The 23756-nt window shown below is 41.0% G+C and carries 24 protein-coding genes; 10 read left to right on the forward strand and 14 right to left on the reverse strand.

What is annotated here, in order from left to right; all coding sequences use genetic code 11:
• Nucleotides 1-240: 240 nt before the first annotated feature.
• Both J2755_RS02655 and hdrA2 read right to left on the reverse strand, forming a co-directional pair.
• The gene (locus tag J2755_RS02655) at nucleotides 241-1551 is read right to left on the reverse strand and encodes a 4Fe-4S binding protein (RefSeq protein ID WP_209679286.1); all 1311 of its coding nucleotides are present in this window, start codon (nucleotides 1549-1551) and stop codon (nucleotides 241-243) included.
• The gene (hdrA2, locus tag J2755_RS02660; protein WP_209679289.1) at nucleotides 1544-3895 is read right to left on the reverse strand and encodes a CoB-CoM heterodisulfide reductase HdrA2; all 2352 of its coding nucleotides are present in this window, start codon (nucleotides 3893-3895) and stop codon (nucleotides 1544-1546) included. The genes J2755_RS02655 and hdrA2 overlap by 8 nt, the downstream gene beginning before the upstream one ends.
• Nucleotides 3896-4036: 141 nt before the next feature.
• Between hdrA2 and trxA the strand changes: the two genes are divergently transcribed.
• From trxA to J2755_RS02685, 5 genes are read left to right on the forward strand one after another with little or no spacing between them, the layout of a single operon-like run.
• A complete protein-coding gene (trxA, locus tag J2755_RS02665; protein WP_209679291.1) occupies nucleotides 4037-4453 on the forward strand; it encodes a thioredoxin in 417 nt (138 codons plus the stop codon).
• 28 nt (nucleotides 4454-4481) lie between these two features.
• Entirely contained in the window at nucleotides 4482-4757 is a 276-nt protein-coding gene (locus tag J2755_RS02670) for a ferredoxin-thioredoxin reductase catalytic domain-containing protein (protein ID WP_209679293.1), read from the forward strand.
• Nucleotides 4758-4795: 38 nt separating this feature from the next.
• The gene (locus J2755_RS02675) at nucleotides 4796-5254 is read left to right on the forward strand and encodes a (Fe-S)-binding protein (RefSeq protein ID WP_209679295.1); all 459 of its coding nucleotides are present in this window, start codon (nucleotides 4796-4798) and stop codon (nucleotides 5252-5254) included.
• A gap of 31 nt (nucleotides 5255-5285) precedes the next feature.
• Nucleotides 5286-6530, forward strand: a complete 1245-nt coding sequence (locus J2755_RS02680) for a formylmethanofuran dehydrogenase subunit B (protein WP_209679297.1) — start codon at nucleotides 5286-5288, stop codon at nucleotides 6528-6530.
• Nucleotides 6530-6934, forward strand: coding sequence for a molybdopterin dinucleotide binding domain-containing protein (locus J2755_RS02685; protein ID WP_209679299.1), 405 nt, complete (start codon nucleotides 6530-6532; stop codon nucleotides 6932-6934). The genes J2755_RS02680 and J2755_RS02685 overlap by 1 nt, the downstream gene beginning before the upstream one ends.
• 81 nt (nucleotides 6935-7015) lie before the next feature.
• On the opposite strand, the gene J2755_RS02690 is transcribed toward J2755_RS02685, so the two are convergent.
• The 3 genes from J2755_RS02690 to J2755_RS02700 form a co-directional block, all read right to left on the reverse strand.
• Nucleotides 7016-7219: a hypothetical protein gene (locus J2755_RS02690; protein ID WP_245312619.1), complete on the reverse strand. Its 204-nt coding sequence runs from the start codon at nucleotides 7217-7219 to the stop codon at nucleotides 7016-7018.
• A 308-nt stretch (nucleotides 7220-7527) separates the two neighbouring features.
• The gene (locus J2755_RS02695; protein WP_209679302.1) at nucleotides 7528-8376 is read right to left on the reverse strand and encodes a methanogenesis marker 8 protein; all 849 of its coding nucleotides are present in this window, start codon (nucleotides 8374-8376) and stop codon (nucleotides 7528-7530) included.
• 11 nt (nucleotides 8377-8387) lie between these two features.
• Complete coding sequence (locus J2755_RS02700) at nucleotides 8388-9689, reverse strand: phenylacetate--CoA ligase family protein (protein WP_209679305.1); 1302 nt, start codon at nucleotides 9687-9689, stop codon at nucleotides 8388-8390.
• 181 nt (nucleotides 9690-9870) lie between these two features.
• Here J2755_RS02700 and J2755_RS02705 point away from each other — a divergent pair, with 181 nt between their 5' ends.
• The 3 genes from J2755_RS02705 to J2755_RS02715 are packed head-to-tail and all read left to right on the forward strand — an operon-like array spanning nucleotide 9871 to nucleotide 12437.
• Nucleotides 9871-10806 carry a UbiA family prenyltransferase gene (locus tag J2755_RS02705; protein WP_209679307.1) on the forward strand — a complete coding sequence of 312 codons (936 nt, stop codon included), beginning with the start codon at nucleotides 9871-9873 and terminating at the stop codon, nucleotides 10804-10806.
• A gap of 55 nt (nucleotides 10807-10861) precedes the next feature.
• The gene (locus tag J2755_RS02710; RefSeq protein ID WP_209679310.1) at nucleotides 10862-12055 is read left to right on the forward strand and encodes an MFS transporter; all 1194 of its coding nucleotides are present in this window, start codon (nucleotides 10862-10864) and stop codon (nucleotides 12053-12055) included.
• Nucleotides 12056-12098: 43 nt separating this feature from the next.
• Nucleotides 12099-12437, forward strand: a complete 339-nt coding sequence (locus J2755_RS02715; protein WP_209679313.1) for a hypothetical protein — start codon at nucleotides 12099-12101, stop codon at nucleotides 12435-12437.
• On the opposite strand, the gene J2755_RS02720 is transcribed toward J2755_RS02715, so the two are convergent.
• From J2755_RS02720 to J2755_RS02735, 4 genes are all read right to left on the reverse strand, one after another.
• Nucleotides 12424-13407: a hypothetical protein gene (locus J2755_RS02720; protein WP_209679316.1), complete on the reverse strand. Its 984-nt coding sequence runs from the start codon at nucleotides 13405-13407 to the stop codon at nucleotides 12424-12426. The two genes, J2755_RS02715 and J2755_RS02720, sit on opposite strands and share 14 nt — an antisense overlap.
• 87 nt (nucleotides 13408-13494) lie before the next feature.
• The gene (locus tag J2755_RS02725) at nucleotides 13495-14919 is read right to left on the reverse strand and encodes a ribulose-bisphosphate carboxylase (protein ID WP_209679319.1); all 1425 of its coding nucleotides are present in this window, start codon (nucleotides 14917-14919) and stop codon (nucleotides 13495-13497) included.
• Nucleotides 14920-14946: 27 nt separating this feature from the next.
• Complete coding sequence (locus tag J2755_RS02730) at nucleotides 14947-16458, reverse strand: hypothetical protein (protein ID WP_209679322.1); 1512 nt, start codon at nucleotides 16456-16458, stop codon at nucleotides 14947-14949.
• A gap of 838 nt (nucleotides 16459-17296) precedes the next feature.
• A complete protein-coding gene (locus J2755_RS02735; protein WP_209679325.1) occupies nucleotides 17297-18046 on the reverse strand; it encodes an SIMPL domain-containing protein in 750 nt (249 codons plus the stop codon).
• Between the two features lie 241 nt (nucleotides 18047-18287).
• Here J2755_RS02735 and J2755_RS02740 point away from each other — a divergent pair, with 241 nt between their 5' ends.
• Together J2755_RS02740 and J2755_RS02745 are read left to right on the forward strand one after the other, a co-directional pair.
• Nucleotides 18288-18785, forward strand: a complete 498-nt coding sequence (locus J2755_RS02740) for a flavodoxin family protein (RefSeq protein WP_209679328.1) — start codon at nucleotides 18288-18290, stop codon at nucleotides 18783-18785.
• Between the two features lie 61 nt (nucleotides 18786-18846).
• Nucleotides 18847-19038: a hypothetical protein gene (locus J2755_RS02745; protein ID WP_209679331.1), complete on the forward strand. Its 192-nt coding sequence runs from the start codon at nucleotides 18847-18849 to the stop codon at nucleotides 19036-19038.
• A 57-nt stretch (nucleotides 19039-19095) separates the two neighbouring features.
• Here the strand turns inward: J2755_RS02745 and J2755_RS02750 are convergent, their stop codons facing one another.
• The 5 genes from J2755_RS02750 to J2755_RS02770 all read right to left on the reverse strand — a co-directional run bounded on the left by J2755_RS02750 (nucleotide 19096) and on the right by J2755_RS02770 (nucleotide 23520).
• Nucleotides 19096-19677 (reverse strand): DNA-3-methyladenine glycosylase I, encoded by a 582-nt coding sequence (locus J2755_RS02750; protein ID WP_209679334.1) that lies wholly within the window; start codon nucleotides 19675-19677, stop codon nucleotides 19096-19098.
• A 77-nt stretch (nucleotides 19678-19754) separates the two neighbouring features.
• A complete protein-coding gene (locus J2755_RS02755; RefSeq protein WP_209679337.1) occupies nucleotides 19755-20006 on the reverse strand; it encodes a hypothetical protein in 252 nt (83 codons plus the stop codon).
• 76 nt (nucleotides 20007-20082) lie between these two features.
• Nucleotides 20083-21969: an MASE3 domain-containing protein gene (locus J2755_RS11415; RefSeq protein ID WP_209679340.1), complete on the reverse strand. Its 1887-nt coding sequence runs from the start codon at nucleotides 21967-21969 to the stop codon at nucleotides 20083-20085.
• A gap of 305 nt (nucleotides 21970-22274) precedes the next feature.
• Nucleotides 22275-22427, reverse strand: coding sequence for a hypothetical protein (locus J2755_RS02765; RefSeq protein WP_209679343.1), 153 nt, complete (start codon nucleotides 22425-22427; stop codon nucleotides 22275-22277).
• A gap of 109 nt (nucleotides 22428-22536) precedes the next feature.
• On the reverse strand, nucleotides 22537-23520 hold the full coding sequence (locus J2755_RS02770; RefSeq protein WP_209679346.1) for a DUF7507 domain-containing protein: 984 nt from the start codon (nucleotides 23518-23520) through the stop codon (nucleotides 22537-22539).
• Between the last annotated feature and the right edge of the window lie 236 nt (nucleotides 23521-23756).

Consider the following 23756-nt stretch of genomic DNA (forward strand, 5'->3'; position numbering starts at 1 on the left):
TGAATTGAAATATTGGATCAGAGAAACATGAGAAAATACCAAATGAAAAAACGAGCTTTGTAATTCGCTATAGCTCTTATTGTATGCACATTATTAGGCTACTTATCTAATTAATGAATGGAATGCTTGCTGGAGTTCTCATTGGAATAGGACTCATCGCAGGGATGGAGATTACAGGGAAAAGAAAAAAGTTATGAGTTGTTTTGAATTTAGAAAATCTAATTATTTTGTCATATAAACTCACTGTGAACAACCACAGCCACTACCTTCATCAGTATCTCCACGTCCCCTTTGCGTTTTTTCTTCCCATTTTCTTCGGGTGGTTACATTGCGAAGCTTAGGACGCGCTTTATCCATGCGATCTTTCAGAGCCTTCATAACATTCTCATCAGTTTCAGGGAGTTGGATATCAAGGCGTTCTCGTGGAGGTTCTTCCTCGGCTTCGAGCGTACGGGACATGTCCGGCCTTTTCCGTACTTCACCCGAAATTGCTGCAATTGCATCTTTCCACTGGGAAGTCCAGGGTTTATCCGGGATTTCAGAATGGTGGACTTCATCCCTTTTTACCTTCATCACATCATCCGGGCAGGCATTGACACAAGCGCCGCAATATGTGCACATTTCAGTCCTTGCCGCAATGTTGGTCCCATCATCAGGAACATACCACAAATGAGAGGGACAGATGTTAAAGCATGCATGGCAACCTGATGGATCACATTTCTTGACATTGGTGTCTATGAGTGTTAGTTCACCTTCGAAGGGTTTGGAAATATCAACTGCATCGTATGGGCATACAATTTTGCACCACCCACATACCGTACATTTGTCAGGATCAACTTTTGCCTCACCCTTAATTTCAGGTGCCTCGCCTCTTCGCTCTCCCTTCACGGTTATTGCATCCTCGGGGCAGAGATCAGCACACAGGACACAGTAGTCACAAAGATCTTCATCAACGAGTAATTGTTCAAATGGGAAAGGATCTTCCGGAACAGGGTCCTTTTCAAGAAGCAGGAAAGCATCACAGAATCTTGCACAAAGCCCGCACAAAGTACATTTATCCGCATCTATTTCGATTTCCCCTTCTTCGCCTTCCTTAAAAGGTGCAATCTCTTCCTTTTTAGGGAAATCATAATCAACTGAAATTGCATCTTCAGGGCAGGAAGTCATGCAAATATCACAGGGGAGGCACGTTTCATTGAATGAAACATCCCACTCGAGTTTAGGATATTCCTCATCTTCAGGAAAATCTCCTTCTGATTCCATTTTAAAAGCAGAAATCGGACACAGGTTTGCGCACATTGAGCAAAAAGTACACTTATCAAGAACCATCATCACAGGAGGGATTTCCATACCCTTTGCAATATCGTAAATCAGACCAAGTTCAAGTGCTTCCGTTGGACATACATCCACACATATTCCGCATCCTGTGCAGCGTTTGGAATCGTAATCAAGAGTTTTCCTACCCTTGTCGGTTTTCAGGCGGTAGAGCAGGTGAGTGCCTTCTACATCCATATTCCTTGAGACCTCAAGGGATTTCTCCTCATCACTCATCCTTAACCTCCGACAACTCGGAACCAACCGGCCCAAGTTCACTTAACTCATCAACAAAATTCTCAATTGAATGAGCAAATTTCTCGCATTCAGATGCCGAAATCCATTCAACCCTCAACCTGTGTGGATCAAGTCCCATTTCTTGCAGCAATGCGGCAACATTCTTCATTCTCGTTGCTGCGTGATAATTACCGTTAACGTAATGACATTCGCCAAGCCTGCAGCCTGCAACCATTACCCCGTCTGCACCCTTTTCAAGGGAGTGAAGGACAAAGTCAGGATCAACACGACCTGCACACATCAATTTAATAATTCGAATATTTGTCGGATACTGTATACGGGACATCCCTGCAAGGTCTGCAGCAGCATAACTGCACCAGTTGCACAGGAATCCAATAATCAGTGGGAATTCATCCTTGACTTCCAGAGCTGCGTCTATCTGGGCGTAAATCTGTGCATCACTATACTGATTCATGTAAATTGCATCTGTGGGACATGAAGCGCTGCATGTACCGCATCCGCTGCATGAGATTTCATCCACTACTGCTTTACCATCTTTTATTGTGATATTTCCGTAGTCACATACTTCAGTGCAGACTCCGCAACCAATGCATTTTTCATGATTGATAAAAGCAGTTAAAGGATCCGTCTTGAGCTCACCTTGCTCAAGAAGGCGAACTGCACGTGCTGCCGCTGCTGCTCCCTGCGCAATTGAAAGTTGAATTTCCTTTGGCCCGGAAACACAGCCTGCCACAAAGATACCGTTTATGTGGGAATCTACAGGTCTCATTTTAGGATGCGCAACCGCCACAAACCGATCTTCCCTGCATGTAACCTTGAGTTTGCGTATCAGCTCTGAATCCTTGTTGGCTTCCATTGCTGTGGAAAGAACCACCATGTCATATGGATCCTCTCGGATTGTACATTCAAGGGTATCCTCATAACGAAGCAAAAGATCTTCTTTCTCACCGATTACCTCTGCTACTTTACCCCGGATAAAATTGATTCCCATTGACTGGCTTTTTGTGTAATATTCTTCGTACATCTCACCGGAAGCACGAATGTCGATGTAATGTATTGTTATATCAATATCAGGATAGCGTTCCTTAAGAAGCTGTGCGTTCTTCATTGCAGACATGCAGCAAACTCTGGAACAGTAGGGGTTTCCAACGGATTCATCCCTCGAACCCACGCACTGGATAAATGCAACCTTTGATGGAATGTTCCCTGAAGATGGGCATACCACTTTTCCTCTTGTGGGTCCTGATGCATTGAGCAACCTTTCAAGTTCCATGTTTGTGAGTACATCCGGGTAAACTCCATACCCGTACTCTTCTTTGCGGTGTGGATCAAACAGATCAAATCCGGTTGCTGCAATTATTGCACCAACATTTAGCTTAATTTCCTCTGCTTTCTGGTCAAATTCCACTGCATCTGAAGGACAAGCCTGTACGCAAAGACCACATCCAACACAAAAGGCAGGATCAATTACCGCTACAGGCGGTACTGCCTGCGGTATAGGAATATTGATTGCCTTGGCTTTCCCCATGCCCTGATCAAATCTGGAGGGCATTGCAACCGGGCAAACGCGTGAACACTCGTCGATACATCCTTTGCATTTTTCCTCGGAAACATAACGTGGACTGCGTGTTACTGTAGCATGGAAGTTACCTACATTGCCTGAAAGAGCGGTAACTTCTGACAGTGTATAAAGATCAATATTCGGATGGTTCTGGACATCAGTCATCTTCGGACCCAAAACACAGATAGAACAATCATTAGTGGGGAACACTTCATTAAACAGTGCCATTTTCCCTCCGATTGTCGGTTCTTTTTCAACCATGTAAACGTGATATCCTGAATCCGCAAGGTTAAGGGCAGCTTCGATTCCTGCAACCCCTCCGCCTACAACCAGAACTTCCCTGATTACAGATGTCTTCCGAATCTGGAGAGGAATCAGATTGCTAAGTCTTCCAATGCCCATTTTGATAAGATCATATGCTTTTCTGGTTGCAATCTGCGGGTTTTCCATGTGCACCCATGAACATTGTTCCCTTATGTTTACAATCTCAAGCATATATGGATTTAAACCAGCCTTTTCCATCACTTTCCTGAAAGTGGTTTCATGAAGTTTAGGAGTACATGCTGCAACCAGAATACGGTCAAGCCCATGTTCTCTTATGTCCTCTATCATGCTCTCCTGGCCGGAATCAGAACACATAAACTGGATATCTTTTGCCACTTCAATATCGGGAACTGATTCAAGCATTTCCATGAGCTGCCTGATATCAATAACATTTGCAATATTGAGCCCGCAGTGACAAATGTAAACTCCAATTTTCATTATAGCACTCCTTCTTACGAAAAGATGATACTCATTTAGACAAATTATAGTTTTGGATTAGCTTTTGCTGCTTGGAAAACTAATAATAAAGATGAGAATTATAATTACCTGTTGAACATTTTGTAAAGGAGAGTTGTGATTATGGGTTTGGGAGATGTAGTTGCTAAGATTCTTGGAAAAGAAACGAGTGCTGAAAAAGCTGTTCCACAGGTGGAACAGATAAATGATAACCTGCATATGATAAACGCAGCTGCTTTTGATGATGAAGTCCTGCAATCTGAGTTGCCTGTAATCGTTGATTTTTTCTCTAAAACATGTGGACCATGCAAAAAAATGGCTCCGGTATTTGAGAAAATGGCACTGGAATATGATGGAAAAGTTAAGTTTGTTAAAATCGAAGTTGACAAATCAAAGGATCTCGCAAAGGGCTACGGGCTTATGGCAGTACCGACACTTATGCTTTTTAAGGATGGTGAACTTCAGGATAAATTAATAGGAAACATGCCTGAAGATAAAGTAAAGGCAGGTCTAGAAAATACCTTTGGAATAACACTATAATTAAACATTTACAATCAGGCGATTTACCATGACAGAAAAGGATGAGATTAAAAAACAGATGTATGAATGGACTGCAAAATACGCAGAAAAAAAAGGACTACGGGTAAATCCTGATGCTGAAATGCTGGATCTTGTGATAGAAGGACTCACCAACAACAAGATGAAACACGGAAAGAATTACTGTCCCTGCCGAATCTTAAGTGGTGACGAGGATGAAGACAGGAAAATAATTTGCCCCTGTGTATACCATCTTGACGAAATTGAAAATGATGGTAGCTGCCATTGTGAACTTTTCTTTAAATAATTAATAAGAACACCCGGAAATGGGTTTTTGGAGGATTAATGCCCAGTGCAATGGAAATCTATCAGTTTCTTCCACGCACCAATTGCAAGGAATGTGGAAAATCAAGCTGTATGGCATTTGCTGCAGCTTTGCTTGCAAGGGAAGTAACTGTGGACGATTGTCCCCCTTTGAAGGAAGAGAAGCATAAAGCAAACTATGAAAAGCTAATTGAACTGCTGCCACCTACGGAATCTGCTTCTGAAACCGGAATGATAGTGCATACTGAACTATGTACCGGTTGTGGCAATTGCGTGGTAGCATGTCCTGTAAATGTCGCAGAAGATCCCCATGGTGCAGGCTCAGGAAAAGCACCTACCAGTGACAAAATCATACTTAAGGTTGAAGACGGAGTTGTAAAGCTTTCAAACGTGGAGTCTTGCAGACGTTTTGGTCCCAAGGGCCGCCCCTGCACAGGATGTATTGCAACCTGTCCGACGAAAGCTATTGAATTTGTGTGACCCACAGGATGATGCTTGAAGGAGGCATGGCGTGGAAATCAAGGATTTTGTGTGCACCGGATGTGCACTTTTATGTGATGATATTGGCGTAAAAACCAATGGGAATACAATTGAAGAGACATATAATACCTGTCGCAAGGGTGCCGCAAGAATAAGGGGCGATAAAGAAAGGCTCAAATGTACTATAAAAGGCAAAGAAGAAACTATTTATAATGCAATTGGTGAAGCAGCTGCCATTTTATCAGGGGCAAAGAAGCCATTAATATACGGTTTTGGGAACTCCACCCTTGAAACACAGGAAAAAGCCATTGAGCTGGCAGCTAGTCTCAATGCCTATCTAGATGATACCTCCTCTTTCTGCCAAGGACCGGTAGTTGAAGCAATCCTTGAAGGCAAAGTTCCGACATGTACACTCGACGATGTCCGCCATCAGGCCGATGTATCCCTTTTCTGGGGTTGTGATCCTGCAAACTCCCATCCAAGACACCTGTCAAGGTTTTCCTATTTCCCACGTGGTGAAAAAAGGCAGCGTGGGTGGGAAGACGACAGGACGGCTATAGTCATTGACGTAAGAAAATCAGATACCGCTGAAATCTGCAACAAGCACTTCTATAGTATACCGCCTGGAAGTGATGGGGAACTGGTTGAGGCACTTACCTCCGCCCTTACAGGAAAAATCCCGAAAGTGTCCTTCAATATGAGTTCAAAGGAAATCCTTGAACTTGCCAATCTCCTGAAAAAGGCGGAATTCGGAGCTATTTTTGTTGGACTCGGATTGGTGTATTCATTACCACAAATTGAACCAATTCTCAAGCTCATTGAAGCACTAAACAAATCATCAAATTTCCATCTTATCCCAATGGTCGGGCAATATAACATGAGAGGCTTTGACCACCTGCTTTTTGAGAAAACAGGTTACATAAACCGTGTGAAGTTTGACGGGGAAAAAGTTGATCATGGACCACATTGCTCTGTCATGGAAGTCCTGAATTCCGATAAAGCAGATGCAGCCTTAGTAATTGGATCAGACCCATTGGGATCTTTCCCGAAAAGCATCGCTGAAAAACTGGAGACTATCCCGACAATATTGATTGATCCTGCCAGAAACTTTACTTCAACAGTTGCAGATGTGACCATTCCTTCAGCCTACAGTGGAACGGAAACAGGTGGAACAGCTATCCGAATGGATGGGGAAAGAATTGAACTAACACCTTTCTTTGATTCCGAATACCTGTCAGATGAGGAAATCCTTACGCGTATTCTGGAGGCTTTATAATGGGATTTGGACAGTTTATTTCAAAACCGGAAGTTGATATCCTGATTGTTACCCACAGGAATATATTCCAGAATTCGGCTCTTGAATCCTCAAGATTTTCCGTGGAATATGCAGAACAATCAGCAGTAATTATGCTAACGGCTTCTGATATGAAAAAATTGCAGGTTGAGAACAATGGCTCTGTACTCCTGCAAAATAAATGGGGTAAAGTTGTTGTCAGAGCCAGACAGTCCGAAGAAGAGAAAGAACACAATGGAGTTGGCTATATGGTCAACAGCCCGTGGTCCAATATGCTTGTCTCACCCGAAACAAACGGTACAGGTGTTCCTGACTTCAAAAAAATAAAGGTGACTGCTTCTTCAACTGAAGATGAGGATGTGACAGTGATTCCTGCTGCTAAGTGATGAAATCAAACTGATTTTTAGAAATGAATTGTGAAAAAAAGAAAGGCATGGAGCTGCATAATTTTACAGCTCATGTTTCGTTTACATCTTAAGGGCAATCAGTGAAACGCCGAGTTCATCTTCAAGAGCTTTCACTTCTTTCATAGCGGCATCATCAAGATCTGCAAAAGTTGTGTCATCGTTGGAGAATGCAACTAAAGCAATACCCAGTTTCTTTTCCAGATCAGTTACAGCTTTGACATTATCTGTGCTTAATTTTGAGAAAATCCACATTTCACTCACCATTTATAATTTAGACTCTCAAAAGCAATAAATCAACCCTAAAACCTGAGACTAATATATGTTAGTTATTTGGGTAATACGACAAAATGAAAAAAAAATCAAACAGATAATTTCAACCAGATAAAAAAAATGGAAACAAATGGAATGATGGTAAGCCCCGGAATTAGCTGTTAAATGAGAACGAAAGGAGATTGCAGGGCTTACCAGTAAAACACTCCCCAATTCAAAACAAATATTGTTGTATAAAAACAAATCTATTTGTTTTCTTTGTATTAGCTTTGAAGCTAACAATGAAATACCAACACCCAAAATTAAACCAGATCCTTTGGCTGCTTGTGCTCGGGTAATGCAGGCAGAGGCATGGTATTGATGAGTATTGGAGAAGTAACTTCCTTGGCTCTCTCAAGCAGAAGTTCTTTTCCTTTTTGAGTTAAAGCAAACAGTGGAACTGCTGTCCCTACCTGTGCAAGGGGTTGTGCTAACTCCCTGACCCATTTTGAGCCACAACAGGTAATGATATCCAGATAACCTAGTAACTCCTGTGTTTCTTCTTTGCTAAGACCGGTGACATGCGCACCTACAACAACGAGATCAAGACTGTGTTCTTTTTCAATCTCACGTAATTTGGATGCAACAACAGGGTCGATAGTAGTTGCTAAAATGCTCCTGAAACCCAGTTCCTTAGCCTTCAGCACTCCGGCAATAATATCTAATTTTGCGTTTTCCGGATCAAGTACAACGCCACCACGCTCGGTAATTCCCTTAATGACCTCAGGAATCGGCTCGGTTTCTACAAGACCTGAAATCCTTGCACCCATTCCCTGAACAAGGGTAGGATTGGAAGTAATGACTGTTCCGGCGCCGTCACAGACGGTTACCGTAGCATCCAGCATTCCCCGGTTAAATGCGGTCATTGTGACTTCAGAAACACCAAAACCTACAAAGACATCCATTTCAAGCTGTCTTTCAGGGGTAAAAAGACCGAAATTCCTGATACGGTATTCCATGTTCCATTTGACAGATTCGGGAGTTATCTCCTGGATATCATGGACTTTGGCAAAAATTGGACACCACTTAACCTGCGGTTCCCCTACTTCGATTACTTTTCCGTCTTTTACAACTACACGGGTTTTCCCGAGCATTTCCATTATATGAGGCATCCAAAATCTCCTCAAATAGCTTCACGACGATCAATAACTCTCTGGGCTTTTCCGGTTGTCCTCGGGATTGTGCCTTTTTCCACAAGCTCTACATTGGTACGGATGTTAAGAACACTCTTGAGCTCGTTTTCAACCTTCTTCTTGGTTGTAGCAAGATCCTTCAATTCACCGGTAAATGCAATGTCTGCGAGCTCTACACGAACGGTAATTTCATCCATCCTGCGCTGGTTGCGGTCAAGTACAATCTGGAACTGGTCTGTGATTCCGTTAATTCCCACAAGCACGTCTTCAATCTGCGAAGGGAAAACATTGATTCCACGGACAATTAGCATGTCATCTGCCCTTCCAAGAATACGTGAAATACGGGTAGTAGTCCTGCCACAGCCACATTCCGGTTCAAGAAGACGGGTTATGTCGCCTGTACGATAGCGGATTACAGGGAATGCTTCCTTTGTAAGGGAAGTCAGGACAAGTTCACCCTTTTCTCCTTCAGCAACCGGTTCCCCTTCCGGATCAAGTACTTCGATGAGGAAATGATCATCCCATATGTGGAGTCCGTCCTGCTCCTCACATTCGAAAGCAACACCCGGACCAATCAATTCGGAAAGACCATAGGAATCATAGGCTTTTATTCCTAAAGCGTTCTCAAGCTCTTTCCTTGTACTGGAAGACCAGGGTTCTCCTCCAAATGTACCGATGCGAAGGGAAAGCTTATCTGTGACATCAAGTTCTTCTGCAGTTTCTGCCAGGTACAATGCATAGGAAGGAGTACAATTAAGCACAGTCACGCCGAAATCCTGCATCATTTCAAGCTGACGAGCTGTGTTTCCGGTAGCCGCGGGAATAGCCATTGCGCCAAGTCTTTCAATACCATTGTGGAAACCCATTCCGCCTGTGAATAAACCGTAATTAAGAGAATTCTGAAACACATCCTCGGAACCCACGCCAACCATTGCAAGGTCACGGGCCATCATGTCCGCCCACATATCAATGTCATTTGCTGTGTATCCTACAACTGTAGGTTTGCCACTTGTACCGGATGAGGCGTGAATCCTGACTACATCTTTATTTGGGACAGCAAATAGTCCGAAAGGATAATTTGCACGAAGATCAGGTTTTCGGGTAAAAGGTAGTTTGGAAGCATCTTCCAGAGACTTTAAATCATCTGGTTTGACTCCAGCTTCAGAAAATTTCTGCTGGTAGAAAGCAACATTATTATAGACAGCGGCAGCCGTTTTTTTGAGACGTTTTAATTGCAATTCCTTTAAACTGTCACGATCCATTGTTTCATATTCAGGCTGCCAGTAACTCATAAAAAAATCACCTTTTGCTCTTGATATAGACCTTATAGTTATAACTCTTTACCTTAACAACCCCACTGTAAACAAAAAAAGGTATGTACACATAAATTCGGCAGTTATCGCCATTTTATGTACATATTATCTTTTTTTAACCTCATACCATTTACATGCATGTCCATAAAAAGTAGGGAATATGGGCCCTGGAAGCGATACACATCTTACTGCATGGAACAACACAGGTCTACCTGACCTCTTTATCTTCCAGCAGAAATTCCAAAAGGAATTCATGTATGGAGGACACCTGTTCGCACTGGGTGCAATCTGTGTAGTATACATGTGCGCTGTACTTTCCTCAATACCAATTACATGGGACTTCATGGCCCTTGTCTATTTGATTTTCTATTGCATATACCTGTATGATTATTCAAGCGGAGCAGAGGAAGATCTGATCAATAATATAGATAGGAGTGAATACCTTCAGGAAGAAAAAAACAGCAAAAAAATTGCTTTCACTTTGTATGCTTCCATATTGACAGTTGCAGCCATCTATGTTGTTAAAAGCGACATTGTAAACATGCTCGTAGGATTCTCTGTCCTGACGCTGGGTGTTCTTTATCACCCATATTTCAAACACCTGACAAAGGTAATCCCGGCATTTAAAAACATATTTGTTTCAGCAGTCTGGTCTTTGCTCGCTATTTTCCTGTTTATGTACTATTCCTACCCGATTACCCCCACTGCACTGGTACTTGCAGCATTCGTGTTTCTCAGGATGCTGACTATCCAGATTGTATTCGATATGCGTGATGTTGAAGGAGATAAGAAAAACGGCCTTCTTACAGTTCCTCTCCTGTTCAAGGAAAACGATAGCATAATCCTCAATCTCCTGAACATCATGACAATCGGAGTTCTCATTTATGGGATTTACATGGGAATTGTACCTGCAACTTCCATTATGATGCTGTTTGTCTTTTTCTATGCATACAGCTACATCAAAAATGTACACCTTGGACGCTCTGAAAAAACCAATTACTTTAACGCGGCAGCAGAACCCATCGTTTGGGCACTTCTCATACAGTCCGGACATCTGTGTATTGATGTACTCCAGACATCCGCACAATTCCTTTAATCGAAATCCTTTACGCAAGCTGTTTTAATATCTTGCATACAAATTATGCTAACAGATGCAAAATACTGAAACGGAAGTCCTGATTAACCGGCAGCTCTACATCCTGTCAATTTCAAAGATCTTCAAGGATGTAGCAACCGGAATGCTGGTTTTGATTATCCCTCTCTATGTTGCAAATGTGGATACACTACTGCTAAACGACATACCTGCAGTGCTCAAAGCCGGTCTTGCAGCCGCCCTTTTCGGGCTTGCAAATTCCATATCCCAGCCCTTTATGGGAAAATTGAGTGAAAGGCTGGATCGCAGGAAACTCTTCCTGACAATTGGATATTCAATTTTTGCAATTCTTTGTATATTGTATGCAAGATCAGAATATTTGGAATCAATTCTTTTCTTAAGGATTATTCAGGGAATTGCAATCGGTGCAACAATTCCTGCCATTATTGCGATGGTGACTCACCTTTCCGAATCCACTGTAAGGGGACAAGCAATCGGTATTTACTCCAGCCTGCGAGGGTTTGCATTTGGCATAGGATCTGTCCTCGGGGGAGCAGTCGTAACCTATTACGGCTATGTTTCCGGGTTCTACATCAGTGCTGCACTTGTTCTGTTGAGTCTGGTTCTCATATCTTTTTTTGTAAAAGAAACACACATTCCGCAGACAAAACCCATACAGGATACTGCCGATGAGAAATCATCCATCATCAATGTTCTTGCGGTGGCTATGTTTATGATGATGGTAGGAATAATGCTTATCCTTTCCCTGCTACCGGCTTACCAGAGCAGGCTTATTGCCACTGAGTTTGCCCTTTCAATCGCATTTTCGGCTTATGTAATTACAAGAATCGTTTTCCAGGTTCCAATGGGAATAATTTCAGACAGGTTTGGCCGGAAATTTCTGATTATTGCGGGTATTTTCCTTAACGCTGCAATAGTCTACGGATTGGGCCATGTGGGAGATATTAATTCATTAATTTTCCTTCGTGTGCTGCAGGGAATCGCCATGGCAGCTGTTGAAACTCCGTTATTGGCACTGGCGGTTGAAATTTCCGGAGAGGAGAAAGTTACCAGCAGGGTAAGCACCATCACCGGCATGCAGGCAGCAGGGATGGCAATGGGCCCGCTTGTGGGAGGAATTTTCGGAGGATATGTCAGCTTTGAGACCCCATTCCATCTTAGCAGTGTATTGATTTTGCTTTCAGGTTTGCTGGTTTGGTGGACTTTAAGAACACAAAAAGAGATTACCTGAGAAATTCAAACATTACTTATATCAGGAAACCTGCTATGAAATCATGGAAGATTCCGTAAAAAAGGCAATTATTCGCGATGTCCTGATTTTTGCAATTGCCCTTACAGTAGCCGTTATTTTCTGGAAGAATAACCTGTTGCTGACATTTCTGATTATCTCCATCTACGTAATAAGACAATATTTCTGGTCAATAAAAGGAGATAATGTAGTTTTCGTAACCGGTACAGCACTTGGATGCGCTGCGGAATTTATCGGCACCTTTCTTGGGGTCTGGACTTATGCAGAACCTGTTTTCCTGAACATTCCCCTCTGGCTTCCGTTTGCCTGGGGACTTGTTTCAGTGATTATTATCAGGGTTTCCCATCCTTTCATCGAACACTGATAATCTTCTTTGAAGTGGTGTAAACAATCCATAGAAAAAGCAGTGTTCCTACCAGCAATAACAGGAAATAGGTGACTGCCAGTATTCCAGGGCTTATGTCCGGCATTAAGCAGGCAAAGCTTACCGCCAGAACAGATATCGGGAGGAATGTAGCAAGATCCTTTTTTGAATAGGAATAAGGCTCCGGAGTTTCAACATAAACACCTGTCCATTCCGATTTGTAGATCAAAGCAATTGGAATCGCATAGAACACAGCTATCGTAAGATATGGAGTTATTGTGGTTGGTATCCTATCGGGCAAGAGGTAAATGAATGTAATAATGTAAAGTAGAAGCAGGTAAAGGCTAAGCAATCCGAAACCTCGCTTTCCAAACTCCAGATCCGTTATGGATGCGCCTTTTGACAGGTGCAGGAATAAAATTACTATTGCAATTGTTCCGAGGAAGGAAGCATTTGCAAACACGATATTGAACCCATTTCCATTTGCTATGAATGTAGCAACCAGAATCAGGAAAATTACTATTAGGGATGTTTTCCTGCGGGTTTTTTTCAGAATCCACTCATGTCCCGATAGTACTTTGCCTGTCAGGATTTCAAAAACCAGAATTGGAACAATAAAGGACATTATCGGATGCCAGAAAAAAGTAAGAACGGGGAATTCAGTCAGGCCAACTCCAAGAAAAGTTCCTGCATTAGGGCCTTCTGAATCCATATAACCAGCCCAGAGAACTTTGGTTATCCATGCCTCATAGAGTGCGAAGATAACGCCGAAAAGGTATAATTGCGACAGGGAAGTTTTCCCGGTTTTCAGGGCAATCCCGAGGAAGAACAGTACGTGAGCCAGATAAAGTGGGAAGGTTACCAGTATGCCCCATCCATTGATGAACCACATCTGGGAAGCTCCTGAGAAGACTTCGGCAAAGAGCATTGAGAGGGTTCCAATAAGCAGGATCGGGAATAATTTTCTCATAGCATCACTGCATTCCCTTTTTAGAATGATTAGAAAAAGAAGAAAATGAGAAAAAGTGCCAGAACTTCATTCTGGCCTGTTTTTTAATCAGTCTTCAGGGAAATGCTCGATGGCTTCTGCAAGTTCCTTGTGGTTTTTGGAATACTCATGGATATCAATTCCCTTGAGATATGCTTCACATGACTGGACAAGCGCCCTTGCTCCATCCTGAGTTCCACCGGGGTGTGCATGAACACCTGAACCCATTGTTGTGATGAAATCCACGTTGCCCATTACATCGATAAAGGGTTTGAGCCTGACAGGGTTAAGTCCACCGGATACGATTGGACAGCACTTTTTCATTGCTCTCCAGCTGTCTTCCTCGAGGATTACATGATGAGCCATGTCTTCGTGGACAAGACTGATTGCATCCTTGTCGGAATCCATTATTTTGGCCCATGACTGGTTGAAGAAATGGCCGTCGGATTTGAGATACTGGATACCGTGTGCTGCAACAACGTCGTCCTCGGGTGTGCCTTTCATTTTGCCGACACCGGCTGTTCCGGTGTGGATACCTGAAGCACCTGCAAGCCTTGCGAATTTGGACAGGACGAGTACTGAGAACCCCAGTGGGTTTTCAGGCCTTGTGAAAGCTCCGTGGCCTGCCCTGTGGAAGTGCAGGAACACATTTGGATACCTGCGCCTGATGGTCTGTACAGCCATCCAGCCGGCGGTGATACCGTCAATGAGGAAAGCATAGCTTCCAGGTTCAAAGCCAGCGTTGACTATCATTTCACACCTTTCGATCATTGTGTCGAAGTCAGGTGCTGATACATTGAATGAGTGGACTTTCTTCTTTCCGGTTTCCTTGACTGCCTTGTCCATGGCTTCCTTGACGTGGGCTACCATTTTCTCATACGGACAGAAGTCCTGGTTTGCCTGAGGTTCGTCGTTCTTGACGAAATCCCCGCCGCCAACCCAGAAATCATAGCAAACTTCGGCGTACTCGGCGGATGTAAGTCCCATCTTTGGCTTGACGATGGTTCCGAGAATCGGCCTGTCATAGACGTCAAGGTATTTGCGCATGTCGTCCACGGTGAATCCGGGACCGTCATACTGCTCAAGCATGGATGGCGGGAACCAGACATCCAGCAGTTTGAGTGCTGCTACTTCTTTCATGCCGAGAATGTTTCCGACGATGTATGTGAGGATGTTCTGGACATTTCCTCCCCTGTCGAAAAGCCTCCATGGATAAGCTACCCAGACCAGATCCCTCTCAAGATCGAGCTGGTAGACCAGTGCATTCATGGTCCTGGAAAAAGGAGTTTCAGTGTTCACCTTGAAGTTAGTACCTGTGGATGATTCGGCTGCAATCTCTGCTGCTGCCTGAAGTACATTCAACTTCCCCCCCGGGATCATGTGGAATACCGCTAGAAGATACTCCCCATTGGTGGGTTCGGGAAGATCAAGGTTTACGTATGCTGCCTGTTTGGAATCGAGCGAGTTAACAAGCTCTTCAATAATCGAACTCATACTAATAGAAAAGACTTGGAATGTATTTTAGGTTTTGGAATGTTCAACACTCTTTTTTAGAGTTTCAATTTGTTCTAAAATCTCACGTTTCAACTTTTTATTTTTATTATAATCAAGCTCTCCATAATCTTCTGAGTTGAACTTAGTTGAAGCATTCACCAAAAAACTATAAATTTCATCTAAGCAACGCTCTGCTTCATGTGTAACTCCAAAATTTCTGCTGGTGCTTGCTTTTACCCCAATTTCATATATTCTAAAAGCTATATCTCTTGTAATTTTGTAATTTTCATTGTTTATTGAAATTTCAGAAATTGAGCACATCGAATTCAATATTTGATTTATCTTAGAGCGAGCAAACCAAGTTAAATCAAAATCTAGTATATTTATTCCTATGTTACTTAAAGCAGAAATCGAGTAAAAAGCTTCTTTGTTTAGACCATTGAGTATAGATTTACTGCCAATTTTTTCAAGTGTCTTGATTGAGAAATTGGAATCGAGTAATGTATCCATTTGTTCTTGATTTCTAATGTTTATTTCAGATATTTGTATTGATTTGATAATAGTTGGTAATAGGAAATAATAATCTTCTATATAGTGATCAATCATCAATATTCCTATTTCTTCAAGAACTTTGGAAGAGCTGATTGTTGAATAAAACATGTTGGAGTCAACAGAACATTTTCTTGCAAGCTCGTTAATCGTGCCAATTGTTTCCGAAACAACATCTGTATTTCCATCCATTAGTGCAATTATTGTGATTGAACCTAAATTTTTTATAAATGCAGAAGCTGCAGAATCTAACTTATTATTAACTAGTGAATCGCCATATCTGTAGAAAGGATCAATCCGATGGGTTGAAGCTTTTGCATTGTCTTTTTTTAGTAGCAATTTTTCAATATCTAAAAATGCAAATGAAATTTTTAGGCAAACATCCTCCATACGTCGGTCGGCAGACTCATTTCCTATGTGAACATAAGAAAAAGATAAAGCTTCGAGATCAAGTATTCCATTGTTAGGTTCCAATTCGTATTCATCATACATTTGCACATAATAATTGAAGAAATCTAAAACTGTCTCTACGGCTTCCTCTAGATTATTCTTTGCTGCCAGAACTCCTATTTTTTCCAATAGCGATAGTGTTAGAATATTTGTGTGAGAATTAATGCTATATACTCCGTTTTCTCCAAGCAGATTGCAAATAAGCTTTGTAACTTCTTCTGAACCCCCTTTTGCTGCTGTTATACCAATATATCCAATATCTTCAAAAAGATCGCTTAAATAAATTCTTTTTTTAAAGTCATCCAGTTGTTTATTGTCAATTATGCTCTCGGTTTTTTTCTGAAGCAAATACAAACCATATTTAGTAGTTTCAAAATCAGAATTTCTAGCAGAACTTTTTAAAATGTCTAATACAGCATGAACTGGTTTTTTTGAGGACGACAATGTGTGCTCATTTTCAGCTTTGTTTAAGATATCCTCATATGCAGATTCAATTATGTCAGGATGGTCTATTTTTTCAGAAAGTAGTCCAAGTGTCAAATAGGGATTAAATAAATCAAGTGTTCGTTTAATGTAAATATACAACGAAAAGAGACAAAAAATTCCGAGAGCATATGTGATTTGTATCTGGATTTCTATATTTTCAGCAACAACCCTATCCTATAGACTTGACGCTTCGATTTGCTTAATCACAAATAAACCAAATATTATTGATAGCATATATGTAAATAATAATATATATAAATCAGGATTTGTCTTCCAATCTTTAAAAAATTCGATGACTCGAGTTGAATAAGTCGTTGATAAATGTTGTATAGCTACTAAACTAAGAGTAACCACTATTGCCATTATAGCTGCTTCACTTTGTACTAAAGCACTTAGCATGTACAGTGCACTATCTGTACTCGTTAGTTCATCGGATTTTCTTGCTATTATTAAAAAAAATGTGGAAATAACCACAATTGTAACTAAATAAATTTGACATTTTTGAAGGAATGAATTGTTGTTCTTAGTTATTTTAACTTTTTTAAACAAGTCTACTGCAAATGGAAACATCAAGATTAAGATAGTAAAAAATACAGCTATACTAGTAAAAATCGAATCTGTGGACAAATTTAGACCATATGCAATAAATAAGAAAGATAAACTCATCAAAAACAAATAGATTTTCAGTACAACTAAAAAGAGATGTAATGTCGGCGATTTGACATGTGAAATTTGAAAGAAATATGAATAAATAGATAATATTTGATCTAGAATCATTTTAACTGTGATTTCTTTAATTAAATATAAATTTATGTAAAATAGCAGTCTACTAAAAAAAGAATAAACAGGAAGCACACAAGCTTCCCATTTATCCTAAAGAGACCAAATTAAATTACCTAATTAAATAAACCACATACACGGACATTGAAACAGTTGACTCCCCGGGCATGATTGGGGTAGAACTGCCGACGCCTTCGTCAAATGCGGCTTCTTCTGCGACGTCGAAGTACATCCTTGGGCTGAAGCCATCACTGATTGATGAGGACTGCACACCAACTATCCTGACGCCCAGGCTGTCGGCGAGCATCTCGGCTTTTGCGGATGCATCTGCTACTGCTTCGTCAATCAGCTCCTCACGAAGCTCTTCCTGCATCTCATCGGAAACTAAGAAGGAAACACCGCCTATCTGGTTGGCTCCGGCTGCTGCAGACCTGTCGATGATATCGCTCAGGAGTTCAAGATCAGTGGTTGTAACCTCTACACTGTTGGAAGCGGAGTAACCCTCTACTGTGCGTACCCCATCGTAGTTGTAGATTGGATAAACAGAAACATAGGACGTCCTGATATCCTTATCCTCCAGACCAAGAGCCTCAAGCTCCTCCAGAACGGCTGTCATAATAGCTGCGTTTTCAGCGGATGCTTCTGCGGAAGTATCAGCTTCGATTACTACACCGATGTTAATTGATGCAGTATCAGGAACCACCTTTATCTCGGAGCTTCCACTCATCTCAATTGTGTTTTCTGAAACTCCCTGCACAGAAGTACCTGAACCTGCAAACAAAGCTGCAGCCATCAGTACAAGAGCTATGGACAGGGCCAATACAACGTAAAATAATTTACTATTCGAGTTTTCTTGTGTCATACATCACACCTCATCATAGTTTACTAAGAAATAATAGGCACTATAAGCTTATATTCTTGTCTTAAACTACAGGTTAAATTGAACTTATCATCCCGATAAAATAAGGTCTATTGCTGCTGATTTAATTGTTTATTTCAAAATAGAATTTAGTATCATATTTTGGAAGTGATACAACTTACTAACCCCTTTGTTTATAAACCTGTAAAACCAATTATTTTTATCAGTTATAGGGTGGGATTTCATGAAGACATTAGTAACCTACATGACACAAACAGGAAACACACAGAAAATAGCAGAAGCAATTTTTGATGGAATTACCGATGAAAAGGATATCAAGGACATTAACGACATAAGCAGCTTTGAAGGCTATGACCTTGTATTTGTAGGCTTTCCGGTACTGCAGTTCAATATTCCAGAGAATGTCTCAAAATTTGTTTCTGAAAATGTAGCTGGCAAGAATATTGCATTCTTCATGACACATGGTGTTCCTGAAGGCTTTGAAGCCATTAAGTCATGGACAGGATCAACAAAGGACATCGCAGCCTCTGGAAACTTACTTGGTACATTTGACTGCCAGGGTAAAGTTGCACAGCCAATCATAGAAAGGCTCGAAAAGTCCGATGACCCCGAGATGCAGGCATTTGCAAAAATGGCGGCAGCAGCACCAAACAAACCTGATGAAACCAGTTTCCAAAAAGCAAAGGAATTTGCAAAGGAAATTCAGGCAAAGGTCCAGTGACCTAAACCCTGTCCTTTTTTTACTTTTTGGATTTGGCAACTACAAAAAGGAGATATATCAGATGGCAGACCGAAAAGCTCCGGTTTTCTGTGAGAAATATTGCATTATCTGTAAAGGTGCACGCAGTGGAAACAGTATTTGCAAGTCACTCCAAAACATCGAGTTGAAGATTACTGGCCCAAATGGTTGTCCATGGGGCAAAGCACGAACCAGCTACTATGGCGTCACTCCTGATCAGCCAGTTCCAAAATAATTTTTAAAAAAGAGCATGTGTATAAGGAACAAAGAGGAAGGAAGATGGGGGTAAATCTTATTTTTTCCCGGCCAGCTTCCTGCATTCCTCATGCCTGAAGCAGCCAACTTCATGATCATTAACCATCCCCACAGCCTGCATGAAGGCATAGATTATAGTAGGCCCGACAAAAGAAAATCCTCTTTTCTTCAGATCTTTGGTTATCTTCTCAGATAACTCAGTGGATGCGGGAATCTCACTCATGGACTTGAAAGAGTTCTGTACGGGTTGATAGTCAACAAAACCCCAGATATACCTGTCAAAAGACCTGAATTCATCCACAATATCAATGAATGCCCTTGCATTAGTTATTGCAGACAGGATTTTCCGTCTGTTGCGTATGATGCCACTGTCCTGCATCAACTCCTCGACTTTCTTATCATCATAGGCCGCCACCCGATGAAAATCAAAACCATCAAATGCGTTCCTGTAATTTTCCCTTCTTTTCAGGATGATATCCCAGCTCAAACCTGCCTGTGCACCTTCCAGTAGCAGGAATTCAAAAAGAATCCTGTCATCATGCACAGGTACACCCCAATGTTTGTCGTGATATTCTTTTTCAAGGTCATTCCAGCCTGCCCACTCGCACCGATGTTTCATAATAAAGAGAGGGGTTTTCGGGGTATTATAATTAATCCGGGGCAAACTTCCAACACAGGATAGGGGTCTGTAAAAGTTTATTTGTATTTCAGTAAGCGAAAAAGGCCTCTGGATGGTTTATATATCCTGTCGGGAAAGTGTTCAACAAGTTTCCAGATACATCCGTTGACAGTTTTCGGATGAAAAGCGGGATCTGAATCCTGAATCGCTGAAAGCAGATCCGACCAGTGCATACCTTCCGGATGCCTCTCAAGCAACTCAAATGCCTTTGCGTTTATCCGCTCAGTGACTTTGGATGATTGGAAACCTGGTTCAGACGATTGGAACATGCACAGGATATTTCTTTTATATCAATAACTGTTTTTCCGCAAAGCCGGTTTTGAAAGGAATAAGGGGCATTTCTACTCAGGGATTTTCATTTAAAGGAATAGTAAATGAAAAAGTACTGCCCTCTCCACACTTGCTTTCGACCCAGATATCCCCACCATGCATTTCCACGTATTTCTTTACCAATGTTAACCCCAGTCCTGTTCCACCATATTGACGACTGGTAGAAGAATCAACCTGCCTGAAAGGTTCAAAAATATACCTTAATTTTTCTTCAGGAATACCGATACCAGTGTCTGAAACGGAAATCTGGACTTTATCCTCAGCTATTTTTGCATTAACACACACCCTTCCATTTTCAGGTGTGAACTTAATTGCATTGCTTAACAGATTGTAAAGAATTCCCTTGAACTTGATTTTTTCAGCAAAAATTCTGATATCAATAAACTCAATACTAAATCGGAGATGAATAGACTTCTTATATGCAAGAGGAGTCATTAAAAGCTGAACTTCATCAAGCACTTCCGGAAGGGAAATGTTTTCCGGCTCAAAAGACATTTTTCCAGCTTCAATTTTTGACAGATCCAGCACATCGTTGATAAGTTCCAGCAAATGTTTTCCGCTTTTCACAACGTTGTTTGCATAGTGCGTCTGCTTCTCGTTGAGTTCACCGGTCTTCTTCATGAGAAGCACTTCTGAAAATCCGATTATTGAGTTAAGTGGTGTCCGCAGCTCATGACTCATATTGGCAAGGAATTCGGATTTTGTCCTGTTTGCAGCCTCCGCTTCCAATTTAGAAGCAATCAACATATTTCTTGCTTTGTTTTGAATTGTAACATCTTCACCGGAACTTAATGTTCCTATGATTTTTCCATTTTGATCCTTTAAAACCGAATTTTGCCATCTAATAGTCCTCTCTTCACCTTCTTTTGTGACAATACTGGTTTCTATGGTTCTATTAGTTTCAGTGTTGCCATCCATTAGTTCATTGAAAATCCTCAAAATATCGGATTTAGTTCTTTCAGGAATAAAATTATCAAACCAATTCAAACCGATTAGTTCATCCTGAGAATAGCCAAGCACCTCTTCTGCTTTTTTATTTGCCAGGGTTATACGTCTAGTTTCATCTATTGCAATAAACATTGAACCGGCAATGTTCAGGTAATTTTGAGCCTGCTCCTTTGATCGTTTTAGATTATTAAATAGAGCTTCTTGAGGAATCTGTATACTGGACACGACTATTGCCTTGTACATAAAGTAAAAGGCTCCCACTTTCAAAACGTGGCCAGTAAAAATTTGAGAACCAGATAGGTCAGCATATATTGTAAAGGACAATTCCGCAAGAATAGAGAAGATGATTGAAACAATCAGATAATTTAATATTCGTGAGTTAATCAGCTCACGCTTTTTGTAGAACATGAAAATCGATAAAAGAAAAATAATGGAGATTATGTGTTCACTGTAAATTTTATAATCTGTTACCCCTGCTCCTTCAACGTAACATATTGGAAAATTAGAAGAAAAAATCAAGTATGCAAAGAAAATTGTCAGCAATAAGTATGCAATTACTGTTCTTTTTCCATGAACGAACTTACTGACAAAGAAAGTGGCAGTCAGCAAGGAAAAGCTCTCTAAGTATCGTGCGTTTATCCAAAACTGTAGAAAAAGATTGGTGTTTGCTTCAGGAAGCAAATTCATTCCTTCATAGGAAATGAGATGCAACAAATCAAAAACACCAACAAAAACATATGCGATTCCTAAAAAAAACAAATAGCTCCTTTCGATTCGATCATGAGAATTCCATACAATAGTAAAAAGACAAAGAATTATCAAAATTCCAAAAAGATCAGCCAGGGAATGAAACAAACGAAGATCGTACAAACTTATCTCATAGAATATGAGAAAAATGAAGAAAAGTGCAAGACTCTCAAATAGTAAAGCCTTTTTTTCTTTGAGATTTATCATATGCACTCCTCTAGAATTGCACAATTGCAACACACGTTTTTAAGCAAAATGATAGTTCTACTAAGCATACATCAGAACCATATATAAGTATATACTTATTAATAAAAAAAATTCAAAAGCTATTTTTTACTATGGTATTTAGTAGATATTGAAGAGATAAACATTATTTTTTCTCTCTGTCTCCTTTATAGCTTCAAAATACAGTATACCAAAATAAAGATTAATTGCAGTATTTCACATATGTAGAAAAGAGAAAGAAAGTAAGCAAGTAATACATGTGTAAAGATATTACTGAAAAACTTGCCTCATAAATATCCAGGCATGCAAAGATACTTCATATCATTTGATACCCGTCCACAATTCTTACAATAGTATTTTGCATCCACGACACGTTTTTTAAACTCATCCCCTTCATTTATTATGTCCTCTTTTTTCCACACACACATATTTTTTGACATCTGCGACACCTCATAATGATATATCCAAAAAAATGAATTATAGAGGGTTTTAATTGCAATACAATTAAACCCTCTTATTGAGCGCTACTTCAAAAGCGGCCTTTTTTTATTACATTTCCCGTCTCAGAAACAAAGCAACTGCCAGCCCGATTCCACCTATTACCAACAGTGGATTAGCGGTTGGAATATCAGAACTGCCACTGCTTGTACTGTATCCGAAATAATGACTCAGATCGTAATCCATAACGTAGTGGTTATTAAGATTACCATTCTCGAAATTGCGGTTAACAGCTGGAGTACCAACTGCTGTCGCATTGTTCTCATACTGCCCAAATTGGGCAATTCCAATTTCGGTGAGCTCCATTGATTCACCCGGCATGAGTAACGGAATCACACCAATAAGTCCAATCATGTCATCGGTGACTGTAACGTTGGTCAAATTGATATTACCGGTGTTGGTTACATTGTAAGTCCATGTTACATCATCCAGACGTGGAATCGTGGGCCCTGGTGCTTCATCAGCATCGTCTCCGTTGGTTGATTTCTCAAGATCAAGGGATGCATCGATTGGAATCATAGTACACGTCATATTTTCATCAGGACTGCTCCACCTGCCCCAGTCAGCAGGGAACTGTTGCTGAACACTGCTTGTATGACCCGGCCAGGTTGCTTCCACATTGATGGCCCAGCAGAAATACTCTCCCCCGTTACCCAACAGGGATTGTGAAACCACAATTATATATTGCTCCGAATTTGGTGCCCCAATTACAGCCATCCCTTCAGGCAATGGAGATGCAGATGACCATCCGCCGTTGTACTCCTTGTAAACAATACCTTCCGCAGGAGAGCGGCCAAGCATGAAAGTTTGTGAACTATTGTTTATCAAAAGCTGGGTGCCTGTGGACCAATGGCCGTCAATCCCACTAAGGTTCACATACCACGTCATATTGTCTCCAGCACTGTCCAGCGTAAGATTGATGCCAAATTCCTGCTGAGAAAAATCACTTTCATTCCAGCTTTCTGCAGCCGCCATACCACTCATAGCTAATAGCAAAGCTATGCAACTGATTAACAGGATTTTATACCCCACCATAATCACTCCTCATACTAATTTAGTACCACTAATTATGTACAATTTATTATTAGGTGAGGCAGCACTTAAAACTCTGAGAAAACTTGTTACTGACCTGTCGTTATAAAGATAGTTAATCTTTAACGTATTTCTTTCTCCTGATAGTAATCGGGATAAGCTTAACAAAGTTCACACCGTATACCTAAAATGGGGATGAACTGCAGGAGACCTGAAAGGAAAACTTTCCGGGGCATTTC

The sequence above is a fragment of the Methanohalophilus levihalophilus genome (genome assembly GCF_017874375.1).
Lineage (GTDB): Archaea > Halobacteriota > Methanosarcinia > Methanosarcinales > Methanosarcinaceae > Methanohalophilus > Methanohalophilus levihalophilus.